General features: G+C 67.7%; 17 protein-coding genes and 1 tRNA gene. 7 read left to right on the plus strand and 11 right to left on the minus strand.

The annotated features are described in order from the left end of the window. Nucleotides 1–53: 53 nt before the first annotated feature. From AC5P8C_RS04655 to AC5P8C_RS04665, 3 genes are read right to left on the minus strand one after another with little or no spacing between them, the layout of a single operon-like run. Nucleotides 54–3,908 carry a YhdP family protein gene (locus tag AC5P8C_RS04655; protein WP_495218374.1) on the minus strand — a complete coding sequence of 1,285 codons (3,855 nt, stop codon included), beginning with the start codon at nucleotides 3,906–3,908 and terminating at the stop codon, nucleotides 54–56. Between the two features lie 30 nt (nucleotides 3,909–3,938). Further along, a complete protein-coding gene (gene rng / locus AC5P8C_RS04660; protein WP_019662105.1) occupies nucleotides 3,939–5,426 on the minus strand; it encodes a ribonuclease G in 1,488 nt (495 codons plus the stop codon). Further along, a complete protein-coding gene (locus AC5P8C_RS04665; RefSeq protein ID WP_021204306.1) occupies nucleotides 5,419–6,027 on the minus strand; it encodes a Maf family nucleotide pyrophosphatase in 609 nt (202 codons plus the stop codon). Before AC5P8C_RS04665 ends, rng begins: the two co-directional genes overlap by 8 nt. 130 nt (nucleotides 6,028–6,157) lie before the next feature. On the opposite strand from AC5P8C_RS04665, the gene AC5P8C_RS04670 reads away from it, so the two are divergent. The 4 genes from AC5P8C_RS04670 (at nucleotide 6,158) to AC5P8C_RS04685 (ending at nucleotide 12,333) form a co-directional block, all read left to right on the plus strand. Continuing rightward, nucleotides 6,158–6,895, plus strand: a complete 738-nt coding sequence (locus AC5P8C_RS04670) for an SIMPL domain-containing protein (protein ID WP_021204307.1) — start codon at nucleotides 6,158–6,160, stop codon at nucleotides 6,893–6,895. 216 nt (nucleotides 6,896–7,111) lie between these two features. Beyond that, nucleotides 7,112–7,762 (plus strand): energy transducer TonB, encoded by a 651-nt coding sequence (locus AC5P8C_RS04675; RefSeq protein WP_019662108.1) that lies wholly within the window; start codon nucleotides 7,112–7,114, stop codon nucleotides 7,760–7,762. A gap of 191 nt (nucleotides 7,763–7,953) precedes the next feature. After that, entirely contained in the window at nucleotides 7,954–10,782 is a 2,829-nt protein-coding gene (locus AC5P8C_RS04680; protein ID WP_019662109.1) for a TonB-dependent receptor, read from the plus strand. A gap of 129 nt (nucleotides 10,783–10,911) precedes the next feature. Continuing rightward, nucleotides 10,912–12,333 carry a basic amino acid/polyamine antiporter gene (locus AC5P8C_RS04685; RefSeq protein WP_207049889.1) on the plus strand — a complete coding sequence of 474 codons (1,422 nt, stop codon included), beginning with the start codon at nucleotides 10,912–10,914 and terminating at the stop codon, nucleotides 12,331–12,333. Between the two features lie 100 nt (nucleotides 12,334–12,433). Here the strand turns inward: AC5P8C_RS04685 and AC5P8C_RS04690 are convergent. From AC5P8C_RS04690 to AC5P8C_RS04725, 8 genes are all read right to left on the minus strand, one after another. Next, nucleotides 12,434–12,510: transfer RNA gene (locus AC5P8C_RS04690), tRNA-Asn, on the minus strand. Between the two features lie 22 nt (nucleotides 12,511–12,532). Next, nucleotides 12,533–13,003: a 23S rRNA (pseudouridine(1915)-N(3))-methyltransferase RlmH gene (rlmH, locus tag AC5P8C_RS04695; protein ID WP_019662111.1), complete on the minus strand. Its 471-nt coding sequence runs from the start codon at nucleotides 13,001–13,003 to the stop codon at nucleotides 12,533–12,535. A 64-nt stretch (nucleotides 13,004–13,067) separates the two neighbouring features. Beyond that, nucleotides 13,068–13,478 carry a ribosome silencing factor gene (rsfS, locus tag AC5P8C_RS04700; protein WP_005410536.1) on the minus strand — a complete coding sequence of 137 codons (411 nt, stop codon included), beginning with the start codon at nucleotides 13,476–13,478 and terminating at the stop codon, nucleotides 13,068–13,070. 58 nt (nucleotides 13,479–13,536) lie between these two features. Continuing rightward, entirely contained in the window at nucleotides 13,537–14,202 is a 666-nt protein-coding gene (gene nadD, locus AC5P8C_RS04705; protein ID WP_019662112.1) for a nicotinate-nucleotide adenylyltransferase, read from the minus strand. 3 nt (nucleotides 14,203–14,205) lie between these two features. After that, on the minus strand, nucleotides 14,206–15,243 hold the full coding sequence (holA, locus tag AC5P8C_RS04710) for a DNA polymerase III subunit delta (RefSeq protein ID WP_019662113.1): 1,038 nt from the start codon (nucleotides 15,241–15,243) through the stop codon (nucleotides 14,206–14,208). Nucleotides 15,244–15,252: 9 nt separating this feature from the next. Then, nucleotides 15,253–15,837 (minus strand): LPS-assembly lipoprotein LptE, encoded by a 585-nt coding sequence (locus AC5P8C_RS04715; protein ID WP_019662114.1) that lies wholly within the window; start codon nucleotides 15,835–15,837, stop codon nucleotides 15,253–15,255. A gap of 134 nt (nucleotides 15,838–15,971) precedes the next feature. Next, on the minus strand, nucleotides 15,972–18,614 hold the full coding sequence (gene leuS / locus AC5P8C_RS04720) for a leucine--tRNA ligase (protein WP_026347280.1): 2,643 nt from the start codon (nucleotides 18,612–18,614) through the stop codon (nucleotides 15,972–15,974). Nucleotides 18,615–18,719: 105 nt separating this feature from the next. Then, a complete protein-coding gene (locus tag AC5P8C_RS04725) occupies nucleotides 18,720–19,322 on the minus strand; it encodes a DUF998 domain-containing protein (protein ID WP_019662116.1) in 603 nt (200 codons plus the stop codon). Between the two features lie 125 nt (nucleotides 19,323–19,447). Here AC5P8C_RS04725 and trxA point away from each other — a divergent pair, with 125 nt between their 5' ends. The 3 genes from trxA (at nucleotide 19,448) to AC5P8C_RS04740 (ending at nucleotide 23,735) form a co-directional block, all read left to right on the plus strand. After that, nucleotides 19,448–20,305 (plus strand): thioredoxin, encoded by an 858-nt coding sequence (gene trxA / locus AC5P8C_RS04730; protein ID WP_019662117.1) that lies wholly within the window; start codon nucleotides 19,448–19,450, stop codon nucleotides 20,303–20,305. A 107-nt stretch (nucleotides 20,306–20,412) separates the two neighbouring features. Next, nucleotides 20,413–22,113, plus strand: coding sequence for a FecR family protein (locus tag AC5P8C_RS04735; RefSeq protein WP_019662118.1), 1,701 nt, complete (start codon nucleotides 20,413–20,415; stop codon nucleotides 22,111–22,113). After that, nucleotides 22,110–23,735: a CHASE2 domain-containing protein gene (locus AC5P8C_RS04740; RefSeq protein ID WP_233653884.1), complete on the plus strand. Its 1,626-nt coding sequence runs from the start codon at nucleotides 22,110–22,112 to the stop codon at nucleotides 23,733–23,735. Before AC5P8C_RS04735 ends, AC5P8C_RS04740 begins: the two co-directional genes overlap by 4 nt. Nucleotides 23,736–23,760: the final 25 nt, after the last annotated feature.

The raw sequence follows: 23,760 nt of genomic DNA on the forward strand, positions 1-23,760 counted from the left end.
GATCTGGGGATGCGGGGGCGCTCAGGCAAGCCCCGTGAACAGGAAGGCCGCGCTCACCGCGGGCGCGGCAGGCCGGTGACGGTCGGTGGAATGGCCGGCGCCGGTGCCGGCGCGGGTGGTGGAGCCTTGTCGCGGCTGCGTTCGATCACTTCCACCTTGGGCTCCTTCCATGGACCGGTCACCTTGTAGGTACGGGCGCCAATCTCGCCCAACGGCTTGGACAATACCGCATTGGTGGCCGCGCCCAACGCCGCTCCCACCGGGCCACCGGCCACTGCCCCCACCACGGTCAGCAGGTTGCCGGCACGCGGGTTGACGTCGATGGTCTGGTCGAACTGCTGGTTGCGCAGGTCGGCCTGGCCGCGGATGGTGATGTTGGCTGCCGGGCCTTCGATCAGCACCTTGTCGGTGCGCGCCATGCCCTGGCCGAACTGCATGCTGCCGTCGATCTGGTTGAACGCGAAGCCCTTGGAGAAGAAGTCGCGGAAGTCGAACATCAGGCGCCGCGGCAGCTGGGTCACGCTGAGCAGGCCCAGCACGCGGCCAGCACCCGGCTCCAGCTCCAGCAGCTGGCCGTTGCGTGCGTGCAGGTCCAGGCGGCCCTGCAGGTTGCCCAGCTGGAAGTCCGACGGCCCCCCGCTCCAGGTGGCCTGCAGCTGGGCCTGGCCGGAGCCACCACGCAGCTGGCCGCCGTAGTCCAGGTTCTGCATCAGTCCGCCCAGATCCTCGCTGCGCACCTGGGCGGTCAGCTCGGTGCGGGCTCCGCCGGCACGGCCCAGCCAGCGACCGCTGATGTCGATCTCCTGGTCCGGCGCGCGGAAGCGCAGCTCGTCCACGTTCAGGCCATTGGCCAACGGTCGTGTGCGCAGCACCGCCTGGCCCAGCACCACCTTGCCGAACTTGAGGTCGGCGATGTCCAGCGCGAACGGCGGCAGCTTGGCCGGGTCCATATCGTTGGCGCCGGCCTGGACCCGGGCCGGTGCGGCCGGTGCATCCGGAGCTGCCGGCAGCGATTGCCAGTGCACACGGTCGAGCTGGCCGCTGATGGTGCCGCCGTCAGCATTGGGGACAGTCAGGCGCCCGGCCAGCGACGGGCCCGCCAGGCGCACGTCCAGCGCCTGCGCGCCCGGATGCAGCTGCAACCGGGTCTGCTCGAAAACGCCACCGATCAGCTTCAATTGACCGACCTGCACGTCCACCGCACGCAGCGGCATCGTGTTGTCATCGCTGCCGCCCCGCGCCAGGCCGATCCACTCCAATGCGTCCAAGGTCGGGCTGCGGCCGTTGACGGTCAATCCGCTGGGCGGCGGCTCGCGATCGACATGGTCGCTGCCCAGCGTCACCTGCACGCCGGTCTGGTTGTTGTGGCTGCGCGCGGCCAGCGCCAGGCGCTGGCCGAACGCCACATCGATGCGGCCGGCACCCATCGGCAGCTGTGCGGCCACGGTGGTCGCCAGCGGCTCGGCAGCCGGTTTGTCCAGCGGCGCCGGCAGATCCAGCCGGGTGCCGACCAGATCGGAGCTCAAGCGCAGCTCGCTGGGCGGCGCAGGAGCACCTGGCGCCACCTTGGGCAGGTTGACCGCGATGGTCCACGGCGAGGTCCCGGTGATGTAGGGCTTGAGCCAGGCCATCTCCGGTGCGCGGTCGATCAGCACGCCGGCGTCAAGCGTGGCCGACAGCTTCGATTCGAAGGCCAGTCTGCTGTCGTGCACGTAGCCACCAGCACGCAGGCTCAGGCGGCCGTCCTGGCCGAGGTGGCGCACCGACAGTTCCTCGGCATCGAAACCGCCATTGCTGTAGCGCGCCTGCCCGTGCATGTTGTCGAAGGCGAGCTGGAAACGCTTGTCGACCAGCTTCACGCCGGCCAGGTCAACCGTCCCCTGCAGATGGCCACCGCCTTCATCGTGGTGCAGCGGTTGCAGCAGATCGAAGGTCACATGCGTCGGGCCCGCTGCGGTGAGGTTGTCCAGGGTATCGCCATAGTCCTTGTGCAGCGGGCTCTGCCGCAGCATGGCCAGCAGTCTGCCGGCCTCGCTCTGTGCATCGGCGCGCACGTACAGCGGCTGCTGCCCGAAATCCTGGATGCCCGCCTCGAACTTCTGCACCGCCACGCCGGCCAGGTCGCCGCGCCCATGCATGTCGAAGCCGGGGCCGATGAAGGCGATATCGGCATCGACCTGGCTCATCAGCGGCCAATCATGCTGGAAGCGGATGTCGCCATTGGTGATGTGGCCGGTGGCCTCGAAGCGGCCATCGTTGTTGTCGAACGGCCAGTCGTCCAGGTCACCGGTGACCAGGCCGACGCCGCCACGTACCTGGCCGCCGGCCAGTGCCATGTCCAGCCAGTCGGTGGCGCCCTTGCTCATCTTGGAGTGGATCCAGAAGCGCTTGGCCGCCGTCATCGGCACGTCGTCCAGCTTGGCGGCCAGCTGCAGCCACGGCCGCGTACCGTCGCCCTGGAACCACACACCGCCGCGCACGTCGGCCGCATAGTCGGTACCTTCCACACGCATCGCCGGCGTCCCGATCCGCCAACCACCGCCCTCGTCGCGCCAGCCCACGATCTGCCCGGCCAGCTGCAGGTCGTGGCGCACGCCGAAGCCGGTGGGCCAATCGAACTGCAGCTGCCGTTGCGGCTGCAGCTGCAGGCTGAAGCCGTTGGCATCGCCTTCGAAACGCCCGCCAAGGCCGCGCAGCCCCGGTGAATTGCCGACGCTTGCAAAGCCCAGCGACTGCAGTTCACCCTGCGCCCACAATGGGCCATCGCGTTCGCCGGCCAGCTGCAACGCGCGCACGTCCAGCTGCGGCCTGGACAGGAACAGCCAGCGACGCAGGCCCGGCTCAAGGCGATCGCTCAGGGCCAGCGCACGCAGCGCGATGCCGGCCTGCACTTCACCGGAACGCACCCGCAGCTGTTTGCCGACCTGCAGCTGCAGGCCATCGAGGCGCTGCTCGCCGTCTTCATTCTTCAGCCGCAGGCGCGGTACCTGCAGCGCCCAGCCCTCGGCCTGGCGCTGCCAGCGCAGGCGGGCCTGCAGTCGCTGCAGCTGCAGCTGCGGCGCCGCCATGCCGGGTATCGGTGCGCCATCGATGCGCACGTCGCGCAGGTCCGAATCCGTGGTCACCGCCACCGGCACGAATTCGCGCAGGGTCAACCACAGGTTGAGTTCGCCCTTGCCCTCGCGCAGGCGCACACCGCCGGCCGCCAACAGCGGAGACCAGGCATGGAAATCGACCGGATCGGCGCCCAGCCAGGCCTCGCCGTTGCCACGCGTGCGGTCCACATCCAGCACCGCAGTCAATGGCAGCGCTTCGGCCTGGGCCCAGGCGCGCACGCCCACGCGCAGGCGATCGCCATTGACCCGCAGGCGCAGGTCGATGCGCGGCAGCGTGGTGTCGATGCCCAACGTCGGCGAGTGCACGCCCAGGCGCCCCCCGATCACCTGCAGCTCGCCCAGCCGGCGCAGCGCATCCAGCGGATCTCCACCGTCGGCGGACTGTGGCAGCCCACGCACCGACCAGCGACCGCTTGCATCCTGCTGCAGATCCAGCGCCAGCCCACGCAGGCGCAACTCGGTCAGCGAACGGCCAGGCAACAGGCCGCTGTACATCGATACCAGCACCTCGGCCTCGCCAATGGCCAGGCCGCGGCCCGCGCCGATATGCAGGCCTTTGAGCTGCAGCAACGGGCCACGACGGGTCCAGGCCGTCTGCAGCTGGTCGAAACGCACCGGCTGGCCGGCACGTTCGCTCAGCCAGGCCGCAATCCTGTCGGGGTGGCGCTCGGCCAGCGGCAGCAGCTGGCTGAGGGTGCCCACCAGCAGTGCCAGCCCGACCAGGCCCACCGCGCAGGCGGCAATGAGATGACGGCGGATCCTTCGCAGTCGCAGGCGCGGCGGCGCGCTCATCGGCCACCGCCGGCCTGCAGCCGGCGAGGATCAGAGCAGAACGACATCGAACTGCTCCTGCAGGTATTGCTCGTCCGCCTGGAAGCGGATGCTCTTGCCGAGGAATTCCTCCAGCTCGGCCACCGCCGCCGATTCCTCGTCGGTGATGCGCGCGACCACCTTGGTCGAGGCGATCACCAGCAGGCGCGCGGCGTCGAACTGGCGCACCGCGCGGGTGATCTCGCGGAAGATCTCGTAGGTCACCGTCTCGGTGGTCTTGATGCTGCCGCGGCCGCTGCACTGCGGGCAGGTTTCCGACAGCTGGCGCTCCAGGCTTTCCACCGTGCGCTTGCGGGTCATCTCCACCAGGCCCAGCGGCGAGAAGTCATAGACTGTTGTCTTGGCATGGTCGCGCGCAAGCGCCTTTTCCAGCGTGCGCAGCACCTGGCGGCGGTGCTCGGCATCATCCATGTCGATGAAGTCGATGATGATGATGCCGCCCAGGTTGCGCAGCCGCAGCTGCCGCGCCACCGCCTGCGCAGCCTCCAGGTTGGTGCGGAACACCGTTTCTTCCAGGTTGCGCTGGCCGAGGAACGAACCGGTATTGACGTCGATGGTGGTCATCGCCTCGGTCTGGTCGATCACCAGGTAGCCACCGGATTTCAACGGCACCTGCTTGTCCAGCGCGCGGCCGATCTCGTCCTCCACCCCGAACATGTCGAAGATCGGGCGATCGCCGGAATACAGCTCCAGCTTCTCGGCCAGCACCGGCATGTACTTGGCGACGAAGGCCTGCAGCTGGCCGAAGGTCTCCTTCGAGTCCACCTTCACCTTGTCCACATCCTTGCGGATCAGGTCGCGCACCGAACGCAGCGGCAGGCTCAGGTCTTCATAGATGATGCTGCACGAGGGCGCTTCGCGGCCACGGCGCTCGACCACGTTCCACACGCGCGACAGGTAGGCGATGTCCTCGGCGATGGCCTCGGCCGGCTGGCCTTCGGCGTTGGTGCGCACGATGTAGCCGTAGCCGCCGTGCTGCGCCGACAGCTCGGTCACCAGCGCCTTCAGGCGGGCGCGCTCGGCTTCGTCCTCGATGCGCGCCGACACGCCCACCACCTTGGACTGCGGCAGCAGCACCATGTAGCGCGAGGGAATGCTGATCTGCGTGGTCAGGCGTGCGCCCTTGGTGCCGATCGGGTCCTTCACCACCTGCACGACGATGTCCTGGCCGTCACGCAGCAGCTCGACAATCGGCACGCTGGCCGGCGGCGGCAGGGTGGTGTTCTCGGTATCGGCACTGGCCACCGGCGCCGGCCGCACCACGTCATTGGCGTGCAGGAACGCGGCGCGCTCCAGCCCGACTTCGACGAAGGCGGCCTGCATGCCGGGCATGACCCGCTGCACCTTGCCCTTGTAGATGTTGCCGACCACACCCCGGCGCCAGCCACGCTCGATGTGCAGTTCCTGCAGCATGCCATTTTCGATCACCGCGACCCGGGTCTCGCGCGGGGTCACGTTGACCAGGATTTCCTCAGACATCTGCAGCCTCCCTGGCGGCATCGGCGGTGGGGGCCGGCACGCCGCAGCGCGCCAGCAAACGATCGGTGTGCAGCAACGGCAGCCCCATGACGCCGGAGTAGCTGCCGGACAGGTGCTCGATCCAGCGCTCGGCCCCGCCCTGGATGGCGTAGGCACCGGCTTTGTCCAGCGGTTCGCCGGTGGCGACATAGGCGGCGATGTCGGCAGCGTCGATCGGGGCGAAGGTCACTTCGGAAATGACCAGTTCGCTGTCCAGCCCGTCCGCGCCGACCACCACTACGGCCGTCATCACCTGGTGGGTACGCCCGGCAAGACGCGCCAGCATCCCCCGGGCATCGGCAGCGTCGGCGGGCTTTCCAAACACCTCGCCATGCAGCACCACCTCGGTGTCCGAACCAAGCACCCTCGCCTGCGGGTCATTGGCCAGCACCCGGGCCAGGCCGGCGCGCGCCTTGTCGGCGGCGACCCGGCAGACGTACTGTTCGGCGCTTTCAGCGGGCGCACGCTGCTCGACGACCTCCAGATCCAATGCCTGGAAGGGGCGTCCGAGTCGGGCCAGCAGCTGGTTGCGTCGGGGGGAGCGGGAAGCTAGGTAGAGCATCGGCACAGCATAACCTGAGGCCGCCACCTGAATCGTCGGCAACCCGTCCCGGAACGCGTTCAACCCCGAACGGACTCACAACGCGTTCATCGCTACGACACCACCCTCAACGGCACAACAAGGAGATCCCATGCGCCTGACTGCCACCCCGCTGCTGCTCGCCCTGTCCCTCGCCCTTGGAACCTCGATGACCGCCCATGCCGCTCCGTCCTCGCCATCGATCGCCGCACCGGCCGAGGGCACGCTGCTGAACATCTCGGCCAATGCCGAGGCCACCCGCGTGCCTGACGTGGCCACGCTGTCGGCCGGCGTGGTGAGCCAGGCTGCCGATGGCAACAGCGCCATGCGCCAGAACGCCCAGCAGATGGACAAGGTGCTGGCCGCGATCAAGGCCGCCGGCATCGCCGAGCGCGACGTGCAGACCAGCGGCGTCAGCCTCAACCCGCAGTACCGCTACGCCGACAACGAAGCGCCGAAGATCACCGGTTACCAGGCCAGCAACACGGTCAGCCTCAAGGTGCGCGACATCGCCAAGCTCGGCAAGGTGCTGGACGCGCTGGCCGCGCAGGGCGCCAACCAGATCAACGGCCCGAGCTTCGAGATCGACCAGCCGGAACCAGTGTATGACGAAGCCCGCCTGGCTGCGCTGAAGAAGGCCCAGGCCCGCGCCCAGACCTATGCCAAGTCACTGGGCCTGCAGGTGCGCCGCATCGTCAGCATCTCCGAGAACAGCAATGGCGGTTTCCGCCCGATGCCGATGATGCGCACCATGGCGGCCGGTGCGGCGATGGACAAGGCCACCCCGGTCGCGCCGGGTGAATCCACCGTCTCGGTCAACCTGGACGTGGTGTTCGAACTGGGTCGCTGAGCCGTTGGTCATTGCCGACAGAGGCGGGTTCCCCAGGGGACCCGCCTTTTTTCGTGCATTCCGACGGCAGTGGCTGAAGGCCAGCCCAACACGGGTGCCCCTGCCTCTATGCAGTGGCCGCCCGGGCGCGCTACTGATGCACTGCCAGCCGCGTGCGGCAACCCCGCCACGGGCCCTGGTGCGTTGAGGACTTCGTCACTGGCATGGAGGTGGACCATGGTTCGTACGTATCCCGTTGCATCCCTGCACTTCGACCCCGCCCGCGTTGCCGCCTGGAGCGCGGCGATCGCCCTGCACCTGCTGGCCTTCCTGTTGTTGCTCATCCCTGCGACCTACCAGGCCGTGCAGGCCCCGCGTGAAAAGACCACGGTCAGGCTGATCGAGAAGATCCCGCCAACGCCGCCGCCCCCGGTGCTGGAACAGCCCAGGGAGGTCGCCCGGGTCGTACCGAAGCCACAGACGCAGCCGGCCGCGCCGCCGCTTCCAGCTCCTACCGCAACCGTGGAAGAAGCCCAGGGCATCGCGCTGCCGGCCGCCGAACCTGCCCCGCCCCAGCTTGCACCGAGCATCGATACCTCCGCACCACTGGCCGGTGCCCAGCTGCAGTACCGCAGCGCCCCGCCGCCGGCCTATCCGCTGGCGGCATTGCGCAACCGCGAACAGGGCACTGTGCTGTTGCGGGTAGAGGTGGACACCCGCGGGCAGCCGACGGGGGTCAGCATCGAGCGCAGCAGCGGTTCGCGCAGCCTGGACCAGGCCGCGCGCCTGCAGGTGCTCCGGCACTGGCGCTTCGAGCCGGCCCAGCGTGATGGCGTGGCGGTACCGGCCATCGGCATGGTGCCGGTGCAGTTCTCGCTGCCGGAGTGAAGTGATCGCCGGCCCGGCCACCTGCCGGGCCGGCGCTTCCCTGCACGTGCCAACGGACGGAACCGGATCAACCGTTACCGATTAAGCAAAAATTCACGACTTCGTCACCTACCGGAAACCTAGATTGATCCGTCCCGGAATCTTCCGGAGACAGCCCTCAACGCTACGGTTTTCCAGTTAGGAGAGAAGCTGTGAAACACCTGATCCAACGGCCCGCCAGCCGCCGCCGCAGCACTCTGGCATCGTCCATCACCCATATCCTTACCGGCAGCACCCTGTTGCTGGTTGGCGCCGCGGCTTCCACCTCCGCCTTCGCGCAGGACAAGGCCACCAACCTGGACCGCATCACGGTCACCGGTTCGAACATTCCGCGCACCAACACTGAAACGCCGTCGCCGGTGCAGGTAGTAACCCGCCAGGAAATCGACCGCACCGGCAAGACCACGGTTGCCGAATACCTGCAGACCCTGACCGCTGATGGCTCCGGCTCCATCCCCAAGACCTTCGGCAACGGCTTTGCCGGTGGTGGCGCCGGCATTTCGCTGCGCGGCCTGGGCGCGGGCTCGACCCTGGTCCTGTTGAACGGCCGCCGCATGGCCACCTACGGCCTGGCCGACGACGGCCAGAAGGTCTTCACCGACCTGAGCACCATTCCGCTCGATGCCGTCGAGCGCGTGGAAGTGCTCAAGGACGGCGCCTCGGCAATCTATGGCTCCGATGCCATCGCCGGCGTGGTCAACATCATCCTGCGCAGCGACTTCCAGGGCGCCATCCTGCGTGGCTCCTATGGCCTGTCCGGTGACAGCGATGGCGACGCGAAGAAGGCGACCCTGACCGCCGGCACCGGCGATCTGGCCACTGACGGCTGGAATGCCTTCTTCAGCCTGGACGTCGGCAAGACCGACGCGATCAAGATCAGCGATCGCAAGAACCGCAAGTGGATCGGCACCGGCGACATCCGTCCTTGGGGCTATGGCAACAATGCCCAGTTCCTCGGCGGCGCCTACCTCAATGGCCGCACCAGCGGAGGCGTCGGTCCGAATGGCTCGGTGTATGACGACCGCAATGTCACAGCGACCAATCCGGCAAGGCTCGTGCCACTGCCCGGCTGCCAAGGCCTGACCACCATCCCGGGCCAGACCGACGCGTCAGTGGCGGCTCAGGGCTGCCTGTGGGATCCGGCGCAGCAGTTCCGTGATCTCACGCCTGAAGAGAAGTACGTCAACGTGTTCGGCCGCGCCAGCTTCGCCTTCGGCGAAGGCGGCGAGGTCTACACCGAGATCGGCTACTCGAAGAAGGAAACGATCTTCAGCAACACACCGTCCGGCGTCTCCGGCAGCTGGGGCTATCCCCTTGGCCCGCGCAATGCCAGCAGCGGCCCGGGCGCCGTGGTGCTGTCGCCGACCCATCCCGACAATCCGATCCAGGGCCAGGCCTCGCGCCTGCGCTACTCGGCCTGGGATGTCGGCCCGCGCGTGACCAACAACACCAATGAGTTCAACCGCTTCCTGGTCGGCGTCAAGGGCAACTGGGGTGACTGGAGCTACGACACCGCCTACCTGCACTCCGGTACCGATCTGGTGAACAAGCGCACCGGGTTCCTGCGCTACAGCGCTGTACAGTGCGCGCTGGGCAACCCGAACTGTGCCGGCGGCGTGTGGCGTATTGGCGACAATGCCAACCTCAACTCGCAGGCGCTGTACGACTACATCTCGCCGACCATCAGCGCACGCGCCAAGTCCAGCCTGGACATGTTCGACTTCACCGTGTCGCGCAGCCTGATGGACCTGAAAGGTGGTCCGCTGGGCCTGGCAATCGGTACCGAGTGGCGCAAGACCAGCAACAGCCTGACCCCGCAGACTTACACCGACCAGGGTGACATCATTGGCCTGGGCTATTCGGCCTATGACGGTACGCAGAATGTCTACGCCGGCTACGTCGAACTGTCGGCACCGGTGCTGGAGCAACTGGAACTTTCCGGCGCGCTGCGTTACGACAAGTACGAAAGCGGCGAAGGCAAGGCCACGCCGAAGCTGGGCATCAAGTGGACCCCAGCCGACTGGATCGCTCTGCGTGCCAGCTACGCCGAAGGCTTCCGCGCCCCCAACCCGGCCGAGAACGGCGATGGTGGCCTGGCCGCCTTCTCCAACGCCCGCGATCCGGTGCGCTGCGCCGTCAGCCCGCCGGCCGATGTCGGCACCAACTGCAGCTCGCGCCCGGTCGCGATCATCACCCGCCCCAACAAGGACCTGAAGCCGGAAGAGTCCAAGAGCTACTCGGTGGGCATCGTGCTGCAGCCGACCTCCACCACTTCGATGACCGTGGATGCCTGGCAGATCAAGCGCACCAACGAAATCGCCCAAGGCTCCACGGCCGATGCCATCGCCGCCGGCAACGTGCTGCGTGATATCGACCTGATCAACGGCATCGCTGGCACCGGCAGCATCCTGGCGGTCAACACCGCGTACATCAATGCGGCATCCACGCGCGTGCGCGGTATCGATACCGATATCCGCCAGACCTTCGATATCGGCCCGGGCCAGCTGGAAATGGACCTGCAGTGGAGCCATGTGCTGAAGTACGAGCGCACCGACTCCGACGAGACCTTCGACTATGCAGGCACCCACGGCAACTGCGACGTGACCAACTGCATCGGTACGCCAAAGGATCGGATCAACTTCGGTACCACCTGGCGTCAGGGGCCGTGGAGCGTGAGCGGCGTCGCCAACTACATCTCCAAGATGGACAACAAGGATTTCCGTGGTCCGGAGGGTTCGTACCAGTTCTCCTACGCCGACGGTACCGACGTCACCAAGATCTCCTCGTTCACCACCTTCGATCTGTCCGGCCGCTGGAACATCACCGAAGCCTTCGAACTGAACGCCTCGGTGCAGAACGTGTTCGATCGCATTGCTCCGCTCGATCCGACCACCTACGGTGGCGTGAACTACAACCCGCTGCACTTCAGCGGCGCCATCGGTCGCTACTTCACCGTCGGCGCCAAGTACACCTTCAAGTAATACCGTTCAACGCATCAACTTCGGAGGCCCGGGCAGCAGCCCGGGCCTTCGTCGTTGCACGCCTTGCATGCATGTTCACAGGCACGTGGCTACCGTGTGCAAGCGGCACTACCGCCGCAGGGGATCACCATGGCCACGACATCGCAACGCCTGGGCCTGCCCGCGTTGACTGCACTGGTAGTTGGCTCGATGGTAGGCGCCGGCATCTTCTCATTGCCGCAGAACGTAGCGCGCAGCGCCGGTCCGGCGGCGGCGCTGCTCGGCTGGGCGGTCAGCGGCGCCGGCATGCTGATGCTGGCCTTCGTGTTCCAGGCCCTGGCCAACCGCCGGCCGGATCTTGATACCGGCATCTACGCATACGCGCGTGAGGGCTTCGGCAACTACATCGGGTTCTCTGCGGCCTGGGGCTACTGGGTCGCCTCGGTGCTTGGCAATGCCAGCTTCTTCGTGCTGATCTTCAGCGGCCTCGGCCATTTCCTGCCAGTGTTCGGCGAAGGCAACACGCCTGCCGCCGTGGCGGCGTCGTCAGTGCTGCTGTGGACCGTGCACCTGCTGGTGCTGCGTGGCCTGCGTACGGCGGCCATCGTCAATGGCCTGGTGACGGTGGCCAAGCTGCTGCCGATCACGCTGTTCCTGATCCTGGCAGCAGGTGCGTTCCGCATGGAGGTGTTCCGTGCCGATTTCCTTGGCACACCCGCGCTCGGCGATCTCGGCCAGCAGCTGCGCGGCATGATGCTGGTGACCGTGTGGGTATTCATCGGCATCGAGGGCGCCAGCATCTATTCACGGCGTGCGGCGCGCCGCGCCGACGTTGGCCGCGCCACGGTGATCGGTTTCCTGGGGGTCTGGCTGCTGCTGGTGCTGGTCAGCCTGCTGTCGATGGGCGTGCTGTCGCAGGCCGAACTGGCCGGGCTGCCCAATCCGTCGATGGCCTATGTGCTGCGCGCCATCGTCGGCGAATGGGGCGCGACGGTAATCATCATCGGTTCGATCATCTCCGTCCTCGGTGCATTGCTGGCCTGGGTGCTGCTGTGCGCCGAAGTGCTCTATGCCGCCGCAGGCGACGGCACCATGCCCGCCTTCCTCGGCCGCGAGAACGCGCGTGGTGTGCCGGCCAATGCACTGTGGTTGAGCAATGGCCTGATCCAGTTGTTCCTGCTGCTGGTGCTGGTCAGTTCGGGCAGCTACACCGGGCTGGTGCTGCTCGCTGCGTCGATGAGCCTGGTGCCCTACTTCCTGTCCACGGCATTCGGCGTGCAGCTGGCCTGGCGCGGGCAGGCCTACGCCGATGAGCCCAGTGTGCGCTGGCGTGATTTCGCGGTTGCGCTGCTGGCCAGTGCGTACGCGCTGTGGCTGGTGTATGCCGGCGGCCTCGACAACCTGCTGTTGTCGGTTTTGCTGTACGTGCCCGGCGTGGTGCTGTTCGCACTGGCCCGGCGCCAGCGCGGCGAGCTGGTATTCACGCGTTGGGAATGGGTGCTGTTCGGCGCGATCCTGGCGGTGGCGATCGCCACGCTGGTCGCGTTCTGGAAGGGCCTGATTACGCTGTAGCGCCGAGCCCATGCCCGGCCTCGAGGATGCAGCCGAGCATGGCCTCGGTTCTACAACACGACAAAAAAAACCTGCATCTTGCGATGCAGGTTTCTCAAGGTGGCGCCCGAAGTTGGACTCGAACCAACGACCCCCTGATTAACAGTCAAGTGCTCTAACCGGCTGAGCTATTCGGGCAGACGACTAGTATAACCATTCTTCACGCGCGATGGTAGGGGTGATTGGCGATCATTGCGGCAGCCCGATACAGCTGCTCGGCCACCACCAGCCGCACCAGCATGTGCGGCAGCGTCAATGGTCCAATCGACCACTTCTCATCGGCCAACGCGGATACTTCCGGCGAATGCCCTTCCGGGCCACCGATCAGGAACGCCAGGTCCCTGCCCTGCCCGCGCCAATGCTCCAGGCGTTGTGCCAGCTGTTCGGAGCTGAGCTGGCGGCCCGGCACATCCAGCGCCACCACATAAGCGTTCTTCGGCAGCGCAGCGATTACCCGCCTGCCTTCATCCTCCGTGGCGCGACGCGGATCGCGGCCCTTGCCGCGCAGGCCAGGCTCGATTTCGACCAGCTCGAACGGCAGCCAGTGCGACAGCCGCTTCTGGTACTCGGCGAAGCCCTGCGCGACCCAGCTGGGGGCGCGTTCACCGGTGGCGATCAGGCGGGCTTTCATCAGCGGTCCTCCAAAACGTCGACGGCGCCATCGGCGCCGTCGAAGGGATGCATCATCGTGTGGCTCAGGCCACTTCGTCGTCGCTGGACGGCGGCTGGTCGCCGACGGTCCACAGGCGCTCGAGGGCGTAGAACTCACGCACGCGCGGCAGCATCACGTGGACGATCACGTCGCCCAGGTCGACCAGCACCCACTCGGCCTCGCGCTCGCCTTCCACGCCCAGTGGCATCACGTCCAGGTTCTTGGCGAAGCGCACGACTTCATCGGCAATCGACTTGACGTGGCGGGTCGAGGTGCCCGAAACGACGATCATGTAATCGGCAACGCTGGACCGGCCGCGCACGTCGATCTCGACCAGGTCCTTGGCCTTCAGGTCTTCGGTGGCTTGGCGGACGCTGGCCAGCAGTTCCGGCACGGACGGCGGCGGGCTGGGAAGATCGACCTTGATGGTCTGGGGCTGGGTCTGGTTGCTCAAAGTGGATCGACTCGATAAACGTGGGGGCGATTATACGGGGATGGCGCGGCCGCGCCATTCACGCCGTGGCCGGGCGGTACAGCCCGTGTGCAGCGACATAGTCGGCCACGGCCGGTGGCAGCAGTGCGCGCCAGGGACCGCCAGCGGCAATCTGCGAGCGCACGGCGCTGGCTGATTCCTCGCGCAGCGGGTGGTGCAGGCGCAGGACGCGCCCGGCCGGGCTGGCGAACAGGGCCTGCTCATTGTCGGCCCAGCGCCCTTGCAGGGCACGCCCCAGCTCGCCATCGATCGACGCCTGCAACGGACTGCCCGGCCGTTCGGCCACCACGAAGTGAGCCAGGTCGAACAGGGCCTCCCATTCGTGCCAGCCGGACAGGCCCAGCAGGCTGTCGGCGCCCACCAGCCAGGCCAGCGGCCGGCTCGGGCCCAGCTCGCCACGCAGCTCGCGCAGGGTGTCGACGGTGTATGACGGACGACCGGGGCAGCGGGCGGCACGATCCAGTTCGCGGCGGTCCAACAACAGCCCCGGCTCGTCGCCGATGGCCAGCGACAACATCGTGCAGCGCTGCTCAGCGGTGGCACCGGGCACCGCGCGGTGCGGCGGATCGGCGGCCGGCAGCAGGCGCACGGCGACCTGCAGTTCATCACGGGCCGCACGCGCGATCGCCAGGTGCCCCAGGTGCACCGGATCGAAGGTGCCCCCGTAATAGATCCGCAGGCTCATTGCTCAGGCCCGCGCCAACAGGCGCACGGCACGCGGTTCGGCCACCACCACCAGCAGGCGCTCCAGCGCCAGCCAGGCATCACCCTCGGCGCGGCCCTTGGCGATGCGGTCAACCAGCCCGGCTTCGGCCACGAAGCGTTCCCAACGCTTGCTTTCCGGATGCCGCTGCAGCGCGCGCTTGTACGGGGCCTGCCGCGATTCCCAGATACCGCGCGATTTCATTTCAGCCGCCAGGTTGCCGCCACGGGCCTGCACCCGGGCCAGGCCAGCGCCCGCCAGCAGCTCGCGGATCACCATCGGCATCAGCGCAGCCACCGCCTCGCCCTCGCCGCGCAGTCCGGCCAGCATGCGCAGCACCGCCGGCGGTTGGCCGGAAAAGGCCGCTTCCACCAGCCGGAACACGTCATAGCGGGCGGCATCGGCCACCAGCGACTCCATGCGCTCCACGTCCAGCGGCTGGCCATCGGCCAGCAACGCCAGCTTGTCGATTTCCTGGGCAGCAGCCAGCAGGTTGCCTTCCACCCGCTCGGCCAGGCGCTGCACGGCGGCAGGATCGGCACGCAGTCCCTTGCCACGCAGGCGGCGCTCGATCCAGTCCGGCAATTCATGCGGCTTGACCGCCCAGGCCACCGACAGCACGCCGATGCGGTTGATCGCTTCGGCCCACTTGCCTTGGTGGGCCTTGCTCCATTCACTTGCGGTGATCATCAGCACCACGTCCGGCGCCGGGTTGGCACAGAACTGGCTGATCACTTCGGCCCCGTCCTTGCCAGGCTTGCCGCTGGGCAGGCGCACCTCAACCAGGCGGCGGGCACTGAACAGGCTGGGCGCGTTGAAGCTGGCGTCGAGCTGGTTCCAGTCGAAATCACGGCCATCGGCGTCGAACACTTCACGTTCGCCGATGCCGGCGGCGCGTGCGCGTGCGCGGATGGCGTCAGCTGCCTCCAGCACACGCAGGGTTTCCGGGCCGGCAATCAGGTAGACCGGCGCCAGCGCGGTATCAGCGCCCTGGCTGGCCAGCTGCTCCGGACGCAGTTCCATGGCTGCGGCTCAGTGCTTGGCTGCGGGGACCGGCTCGGCCGGTACCGCGCCTTCAATCGGCTTGGCTTTCGGCGCCGACAGGCTGCCGCCCTTCTCGAGCTCGGCACGCACCACGCTGTCGATGCGGCGGATGATCGAGGCGGACATTTCCCGGCGCAGCTCGTTGGCCAGGATCTCGCGTTCGGTGGTGGTACCGGTGGCGTCGGTCGGTGGCGACACGTAGTCACGCGAGAGCTCGATCACCTGCTGCGGCACCAGTTCGCTGCCATCCTCGCGACGGAAGATGAAGATCACCGCATAGCGCAGGCTGTACTCCTGGGCGCGGCCCTGCGAGTCGATGGCGATCGGCAGGTCGCCCCAGCGCTCGGACAGCACCTGCAACTGGGTACTGGGTTCGTTGCTGTCCTCATCAGCCAGCCTGGCACCGGAAGCCAGCAGGCTGCGGTTGAGCAGCTTGACCAGTTCACTGTACGGGGCGGTGGATACCACCTTCACCGGGGCGGTGTCGGTGGGCAGCATCAGCTTGTTGCGCAGATGGAAGCCGCAGCCGGCAAGGCCGAGGACAAGAACGAGGGCAAGCAGGATTCGGGTCATGGAGACAGTCTGGCGGAGCCGGGCGATCACGGCAACACACAGCCTGCCCGAAGCCGCGTGAATGCAGGGCCATCAGACGCCTGGCCCTGCACCGGAATGGCACCGGCCACCTCGCGGGCGCCGGTGCGGATACATCAGGCGGCGACGATGTTCACGATCTTGCCCGGCACGATGATGATCTTGCGCACCGTCAGGCCTTCCAGGAACTTGGCCGCGTTGGGCTCGGCCAGCGCCAGTGCCTCCACCTGCTCGCGCGCGGCGTCGGCCGCCACGTCGATGGTGCCACGCAGCTTGCCGTTGACCTGCACCGCCAGGGTCAGCGCGTCGCGCACCAGCGCACTGGCATCGGCCTGCGGGAACGGTTGGTCTTCCAGCAGCGTCTCCGCGTGACCCAGCACCTGCCACAGGGCGTGGCTGGCATGCGGGGTGATCGGGTTCAGCAGCAGCACGATGGCCTGCAGCGCTTCCTGGCGCACCGCACGGCCCTGCTCACTGCCGTCCTCGAACTTGGCCAGTGCGTTCATCAACTCCATCACCGCAGCGATCGCGGTGTTGAAGCTGTGGCGGCGGCCGTAGTCGTCACCGACCTTGCCGATGGTTTCGTGGGTCTTGCGGCGCAGCGCCTTCTGGTTGGCGTCCAGTGCTGCAACATCCAGCGCCGGGGCGGCGCCGTCGGCGGCATGCTTCTGCACCTGGGCCCAGAGGCGGCGCAGGAAGCGGGCCATCCCGTCCACGCCGGCCTCGTTCCACTCCAGCGACTGCTCCGGCGGCGCGGCGAACATCGAGAACAGGCGCACGGTGTCGGCGCCGTACTTGCCGACCATTGCCTGCGGGTCCACGCCGTTGTTCTTCGACTTGGACATCTTCTCGGTGCCACCGACCACCACCGGCTGGCCGTCGGCGATCAGGGTGGCGCCGGTGATGCGGCCGCGCTCGTCGCGCTGCACTTCCACATCGGCCGGATTGATCCAGTCCTTCGAGCCGTCCGGGTTCGGGCGGTAATAGGTTTCGGCGATCACCATGCCCTGGCACAGCAGGTTGCGCGCCGGTTCGTTGCTGTCCACCATCCGCGCGTCGCGCAGCAGCTTGTGGTAGAAGCGGAAATACATCAGGTGCAGGATCGCGTGCTCGATGCCACCGATGTACTGGTCCACCGGCAGCCAGTAGTTGCCGCGCTTGTCGACAGCGTCACGGGCACCCGGCGAGGTGTAGCGGGCGTAATACCAGCTCGATTCCATGAAGGTGTCGAAGGTATCGGTCTCGCGCTCGGCCGCACCGCCGCAGTCCGGGCAGGTGGTCTTGCGCCATTCCGGGTCGGTCTTGATCGGCGAACCGGTACCCGAGAACGCCACGTCCTCCGGCAGCACCACCGGCAGTTGTTCTTCCGGCACCGGCACCGCGCCGCACTTGGCGCAGTAGATCACCGGAATCGGGCAGCCCCAGTAGCGCTGGCGGCTCACGCCCCAGTCGCGCAGGCGGTAGTTGACGCGGCGCTGGCCCTGGGCCTTGCGCTCGAAGCGTTCGGCCAGCGCCTCGAACGCGCCCTGGAAGTCCAGGCCGTCGAATTCGGCCGAGTTGACCAGCTCGAAGGCACGGCTCTTGTCGCTGTACCAGTCCTGCCAACGGCTGCCGTCCCAGGTGCGCTCTTCGTCGGTGCGCGGATCCTTCAGCGCGATGACCTGCTTGATCGGCAGCCCGTACTTGTTGGCCACTTCATTGTCGCGCTGGTCATGGCCCGGCACCGCCATCACCGCGCCGGTGCCGTAGCCCATCAGCACGAAGTTGGCGACCCACACCGGGACCGGCTCGCCGGTCACCGGGTGCAGCGCGCGCAGGCCGGTATCCATGCCGCGCTTTTCCTGGGTTTCCAGCTCGGCTTCGGACACCCCCCCCTGCTTCAGGTCGACCAGCAGCGCGGCCAGTTCCGGATTGTTCTTCGCCGCGTGCAGCGCCAGCGGGTGTTCGGCGGCAATCGACACGAAGGTCACGCCCATCACCGTGTCCGGGCGGGTGGTGAACACACGCAGCGGGTCCAGCGCGCTGCCGTCGACATCGCGCACGTCGAACTGGATTTCCAGGCCTTCGGAACGGCCAATCCAGTTACGCTGCATGGTCTTGACCGATTCCGGCCAGCCGTCCAGCTCGTCCAGGCCATCCAGCAGCTCCTGGGCATAGTCGGTGATGCGCAGGAACCACTGCGGGATCTCGCGCTTCTCGACCAGGGCACCCGAGCGCCAGCCGCGGCCGTCGATGACCTGCTCGTTGGCCAGCACGGTCTGGTCGACCGGGTCCCAGTTCACCACCGCATTGCGGCGATAGGCCAGGCCCTTGCGCATCAGGCGGGTGAACATGCGCTGCTCGTGGACGTAATAGTCCGGGCGGCAGGTGGCGAACTCGCGCGACCAGTCGATGGCGTAGCCCAGCGACTTCAGCTGGCTGCGCATGTGGTCGATGTTCTTGTAGGTCCACGCCGCCGGCGCGGTCTTGTTCTTGATCGCGGCGTTTTCCGCCGGCAGGCCGAACGCGTCCCAGCCCATCGGCTGCAGCACGTTGTGGCCGGTCATGCGCTTGTAGCGGCTGATCACGTCGCCAATCGTGTAATTGCGCACGTGGCCCATGTGCAGCGCACCGGACGGGTACGGAAGCATCGACAGGCAGTAGTACTTCGGCTTGTCCGAAGTCTCGTCGACCTCGAAGGCACGGGTAGCGTCCCAGTATTGCTGGGCGGCGGATTCAACCTGCTGCGGGTCGTAGGCGTTGGTTTCAGCGCTGGTCATGGAACACGCGGATGCGGCGGCAAAGCGGTACAGCGTACCGCAGTGCGGCAAACGTCTCCAATCCTGCCCGCCGGAGGTAGGCGCCGCGACGCCCCGGGAGGCGTCTCAGCGTGGGCGCGACAGCGGCAGGGCCGCCCCCAGCCAGACTGCCCAGCACGCAAACGCCAGCCGTTGTGCCAGCGGCGCCGGCAGTACGCCCTGCAGGGCAAACGCGGCCAGCGCGGCCAGCATGCCGCAGCCCAGCGCCAGTACGCCCAGCGCGCGGCCATGCACCTGGCGCAGACCGGATACGGCCAGCAGCAGGGTTCCGGCGACAAAACCCAGCACCCAGATCATCCAGGCGCTGGCATGCAGTTGGCTGGCCGGCCCGTGCAGGTCATCCACATCCAGCGGCAGCAACCCCATCGCGGCGAAGGCCAACCCGGCCAGCAGCAGCATCTGGCTGCCCACCCGTGGCGCCCAGCCGGCGGTTGCCGGCAGCCCGCGGCGCAGGCACTCGGCCACGATCGCCGCCAGCAGGCCCGGCAGCACGAAGCCCAGCAGATTGAAGGCCAGCGCATGCGGCACCCCCTGCGCGCCCAGCAGTGCCACCGGATGACGGGCTTGTGCGTAGCCGTCCAGGCCGGCGCCGAAACCGATCACCGCCAGTACAAACAGCAGCGCGGCGACCAGGCCAGGCAGGCGCAGCAACGGGGACAGGGACGACATGCAGACTCCGGAAAGTACGGCGAGAGGAAGACTGCATTGTCAGGCATTTACCACAACCCGGGTTGAGACCGGCATCGATCGTCACCATAGAATCGGACTCCAGACGCCAAACGATGCCTCCCCCCATGACCGAGACGACCTACGTATTCGACGCCACCACTGCGACCTTCGAGGCCGAAGTCCTGCAGAAGTCGCTGCAGACGCCGGTGCTGGTCGACTTCTGGGCCACCTGGTGCGGGCCGTGCAAGACCCTGGGGCCAATGCTGGAAAAACTGGCCGCCGAGTACAACGGCGCCTTCGAACTGGCCAAGGTCGATGTCGACAAGGAACAGCAGATCGCAGCGGCCTTCCAGATCCGCTCGGTGCCGACCGTGTTCCTGGTCAAGGGCGGCCAGCTGGTGGATGGCTTCCCGGGCGCGATTCCGGAAGGCCAGCTGCGTGAGTTCCTGGCCCAGCACGGCATCGTGCCGGCCGATGTCGGCGACGCCGCGCCCGAAGATGACGCCCCGCTGGACCCGCAGGCGCAGGTCGATGTGCTGCGTGCCCAGATCGCCGCCGAGCCGGACAAGGACGAACTGAAGCTCGACCTGGCCCTGGCCCTGCTGCAGATCGGTGGCGTGGACGAAGCCGGCACCCTGATCGACGGCCTGCCCGCCAATCTGGCCACCGACGACCGCGCCGTGCGTGCCCGCGCCCGCCTGGCCTTCGCCGCCGCGCTGAAGGATGCCCCGGCCGCTGAAGTGCTGGACGCCCGCATCGCCGCCGATGGCAAGGACCTCAAGGCCCGCCATCTGCGCGGCGTGCAACTGTTGCTCGGGGGCCATGACGAAGCTGCGTTGGCCCAGTTCCTGGAAATGCTGCGGATCGACCGCACGTTCGAGGAAGGGCTGCCGCGCAAGGCCCTGATCGACGCCTTCAATGTGATCTCCGACGAGGACCTGGTCGGCCAGTACCGTCGCCGGATGGCCTCGCTGCTGTTCTGAACGGGAGCCGTCCTCGTTCAGAATCCCTGCACTGAACGCGGGCAATAATGCACTGGATGGCGGCCGTGCGGCCGCCACGATCCGTTCGGGGGGATGAGGTCGGGGCCATGGGGTCTTGCAGCTGCGCCCCCGCATTGCCGGGATTGCAAACTGTGACCTTCGTCCGCTCGCTGTCGTTCGCCATGCGCTTCCAGGGCGCGCTGCTCTGCGCTCTTCTCTTCCTGCCGGCCATTGCCGCGGCCCAGGACTGGAACTACCGGGTCCGTCCCGGCGATACCCTGTGGGACCTGGGTGGCCTGTATCTCAAGCCCTCGGTACGCTGGCAGCAGCTGCAACAGCACAACCGCATCGACAACCCCTACCAGCTGCCGCCGGGGCAGCTGCTGCGCTTCCCGATCAGCTGGCTGCGCATCGAACCAGCCCCCGCCCGCGTGCTGTCGGTAAGGGGCAAGGTCGAACTGTCCGGCGCCGATGGCAGCGCCACGCGCGCGCTACTGGCCGGGGAACAGCTTCGCATCGGTGACACGGTGCAGACCGAGGGCGACTCCAGCGTCACGCTTGAATTCGCCGACGCTTCCCGCCTGCAGCTGCGCGAGCATTCCCGGCTGCGCCTGGACCAGCTCAGCCGTTACGGCCACACCGGCATGGTCGATACCCGCGTGCGCCTCCAGCAGGGCCGCGCCAGCAACCGGGTGACGCCTGCCCGTGGCCCCGCCTCGCGCTACATCATCGATGCACCTACGGCGACCAGCAGCGTACGCGGTACCGTATTCCGGGTCAGCGCCGGTGACGCCGGCCACGTGGCTGCCACCGAAGTGCTGCAGGGCAAGGTGCAGGTCGGCAACATCCACGGCAAGCGCCTGGTCCAGCCTGGACAGGCCAGCCTCAGCAGCAGCGCCGATACGGCGCCGGATGCTGTCTCCGCGCTTCTTCCAGCACCGCAGCTGCGCAGCGACGGCATGCGCCTGGCGCCCTTGCCGGCCCTCCTCGCCTGGGACCCCGTCGACGGCGCCGCCCGCTACCGCGTTGAAGTGGTGCTGTCGGCAACGCCGGAAATCCTGCTGTTTGCCGCCACCACCACCGATACCCGGCTGGCGATCGGCGACCTGCCCCCCGGCCAGTTGCGCATCCTGTTGCGCGCCGTGGATGCGCAGGGTGTGGAAGGCCTCGACGCCAGCGCCGATTTCGAACTCGGCGACCAGCCCCCGCCGCCACTGACGGTGGCCCCGCTGCACGGGCAGACCATCAACAGCGACCGACCGCGCTTCCGTTGGAGCCAAGCGCCCGGTGCGCGCAGCAGCGTGCTGCAGATTGCCGCCGAGCCGAACTTCGAGCAACCGCTGCAGGAACAAAGCACCCCGGTCACCGACCTGCGCCTGGCGCAGCCGCTGCCGCCCGGCCAGTACTTCTGGCGGGTGGCCTCGCGCGATGGCAACGGCCACCAGGGCCGCTATGGCCAGGCCCTGCCCTTGCAACTGAGCAATGAACCGGTCGACCCGGCCCTGCAGCCGCCTGAGGTCACGCGTGGCGAACTGACCCTCCGCTGGCAGGCCGGCAGCGAAGGCCAGCGGTACCGGGTGCAGGTGGACCGTCGAGGCGACTTCCGGGCACCCCTGGTCGACCAGACCGTAAGCGAGCCGCAGGTCAGCTTCAAGCAGCCGTGGAGCGGCACCCTGCATGTGCGCGTGCAGTACATCGACGACGACGGGCATGCGGGCGAGTACTCGCCGGCCCAGCAGATCAAGCTGCCTTGCCGTCTGTGCTACGGCGCTGGTGGCGGCGCCCTGCTGCTGTTGCTGTTGTTATGAGGCGCTCGCCGCTGCCGTGGTCGAAGCGGATTCTGCTGGCACTGCTGGCCGGCGTGCTGACGGTGATCGCCAGCCACGGCCAGTGGCTGTGGCGCCAGGACGAAGCCGCCTATGACGCCATGGTTGGGAATTGGGAGTACCGCCCCGACCCCAGCGTGCTGATCGTGGCCATCGACGAGGGCAGCCTGCAGCGCATCGGCCAATGGCCCTGGCCCCGTTCGGTCCATGCGCGCCTGCTGGACCGGCTGACCGACGCCGGCGCCGAGCGCATCGCACTGGACCTGATGCTGTCTGAGCCGGATCGACGCGACAGCCAGCAGGACGATGAACTGGCCACAGCGATCCGCCGCAGTGGCCGGGTGGTGCTGCCAGTGCTGGCGGCGCCGGCCGCCGGCGACCGCATGGCCGAGGAAATGCTGCCGATTCCGCAGATCGCGAGCAGTGCTGCGGCAATCGGCCATACCGATGTGGAAGTGGACGGCGATGGCGTCGCGCGCGGTGTGTATCTGCATGCGGGCATCGGCAAGGCCCATTGGCCGGCATTGGGCCTGGCGCTGGCCGACCTGCCGCCGGGCACGGTGCACGGCCTGCCCGATCCCGATCCGCAGATCGGTTCGCCCTATCAGTGGCGACGCGACGACTACGTGCGCGTGCGCTATGCGGGGCCGCCCGAGCGCCTGCCGCAGGTGTCCTATGCCGACGTACTTGATGGTCACGTGGACACGGAGATGCTGCATGGCCGCCGCATCGTGGTGGGCATGACGGCCAGCGGCATCGCACCGCGGCTGTTGACCCCGACCACCCGCGAGTACTGGATGAGCGGCAGCGAATACCAGGCCAACATCGCGTCGATGCTGCTGCAGCACAAGCAGATCGATCTGCTGCCACGCCTCTGGCAGCACGCCATCAGCGGCGTGCTGGCCGCGTTGTGCGTGCTCCTGCTCGGCCTGCGCCTGCCATGGCTTGCCGCACTGTGCTCGCTGCCGCTTCCACCGCTGCTGAGCTGGTTGCTGTTGCGTGCCGGTGACCTGTGGTGGGCACCGGCAAGCGCAATGCTGGGCATCCTGCTGGTGTTGCTGTCCTGGGCGATCTGGCGGATCTCGGCCTGGCACCGCCAGGCCAACCGTGATGCGCTGACCGGCCTCGGCAATCGCCTGCGTTTCGAGCAGTCACTGCAGCAGGAATGCGATGCCGCGCGCCGCAGTGGCAGGTCCTTGAGCCTGGCACTGATCGACGTCGACCATTTCAAGCGCCACAACGACCGCCACGGGCATCAGGTCGGCGACCGCGTGCTGCGCGATGTTGCACGGCTGATCGGTGCGCATGCTCGGCGCCCACGCGACATGGCCGCGCGCTACGGTGGCGATGAGTTCGCACTGGTGCTTCCGGATACCCCGGCCGAAGGCGCACGCCAGGTCGTCGAGGACCTGATCGCCTGCGTGCGTGTACTACCGGCCCCCGGTGATGGCAGCGACGGTGCCGTCACCCTCACCATCGGCGTGTTCACCCGCGTGCCTGACGGCACGCTGCAACCGCATCATTTCGTCGAAGGCGCCGACGCCGCGTTGTACCAGGCCAAGGCCAACGGCCGCGACGGGTATGTGATCGACGACAAGGCGTGACCCTCGCCGCCGCCGGGGTGCAACA

It is taken from the genome of Stenotrophomonas sp. YJH_SMC_46, assembly GCF_059370315.1.

Coding starts and splice junctions, on each gene's coding strand:
- leuS (WP_026347280.1), bottom strand. CDS start 18,614: ATGACCAGCGCTGAAACCAACGCCTACGACCCGCAGCAGGTTGAATCC.
- trxA (WP_019662117.1), top strand. CDS start 19,448: ATGACCGAGACGACCTACGTATTCGACGCCACCACTGCGACCTTCGAG.
- AC5P8C_RS04725 (WP_019662116.1), bottom strand. CDS start 19,322: ATGTCGTCCCTGTCCCCGTTGCTGCGCCTGCCTGGCCTGGTCGCCGCG.
- AC5P8C_RS04665 (WP_021204306.1), bottom strand. CDS start 6,027: ATGCTCTACCTAGCTTCCCGCTCCCCCCGACGCAACCAGCTGCTGGCC.
- AC5P8C_RS04655 (WP_495218374.1), bottom strand. CDS start 3,908: ATGAGCGCGCCGCCGCGCCTGCGACTGCGAAGGATCCGCCGTCATCTC.
- AC5P8C_RS04740 (WP_233653884.1), top strand. CDS start 22,110: ATGAGGCGCTCGCCGCTGCCGTGGTCGAAGCGGATTCTGCTGGCACTG.
- AC5P8C_RS04675 (WP_019662108.1), top strand. CDS start 7,112: ATGGTTCGTACGTATCCCGTTGCATCCCTGCACTTCGACCCCGCCCGC.
- nadD (WP_019662112.1), bottom strand. CDS start 14,202: ATGAGCCTGCGGATCTATTACGGGGGCACCTTCGATCCGGTGCACCTG.
- holA (WP_019662113.1), bottom strand. CDS start 15,243: ATGGAACTGCGTCCGGAGCAGCTGGCCAGCCAGGGCGCTGATACCGCG.
- rlmH (WP_019662111.1), bottom strand. CDS start 13,003: ATGAAAGCCCGCCTGATCGCCACCGGTGAACGCGCCCCCAGCTGGGTC.
- AC5P8C_RS04685 (WP_207049889.1), top strand. CDS start 10,912: ATGGCCACGACATCGCAACGCCTGGGCCTGCCCGCGTTGACTGCACTG.
- rng (WP_019662105.1), bottom strand. CDS start 5,426: ATGTCTGAGGAAATCCTGGTCAACGTGACCCCGCGCGAGACCCGGGTC.
- AC5P8C_RS04735 (WP_019662118.1), top strand. CDS start 20,413: ATGGGGTCTTGCAGCTGCGCCCCCGCATTGCCGGGATTGCAAACTGTG.
- AC5P8C_RS04670 (WP_021204307.1), top strand. CDS start 6,158: ATGCGCCTGACTGCCACCCCGCTGCTGCTCGCCCTGTCCCTCGCCCTT.
- AC5P8C_RS04715 (WP_019662114.1), bottom strand. CDS start 15,837: ATGACCCGAATCCTGCTTGCCCTCGTTCTTGTCCTCGGCCTTGCCGGC.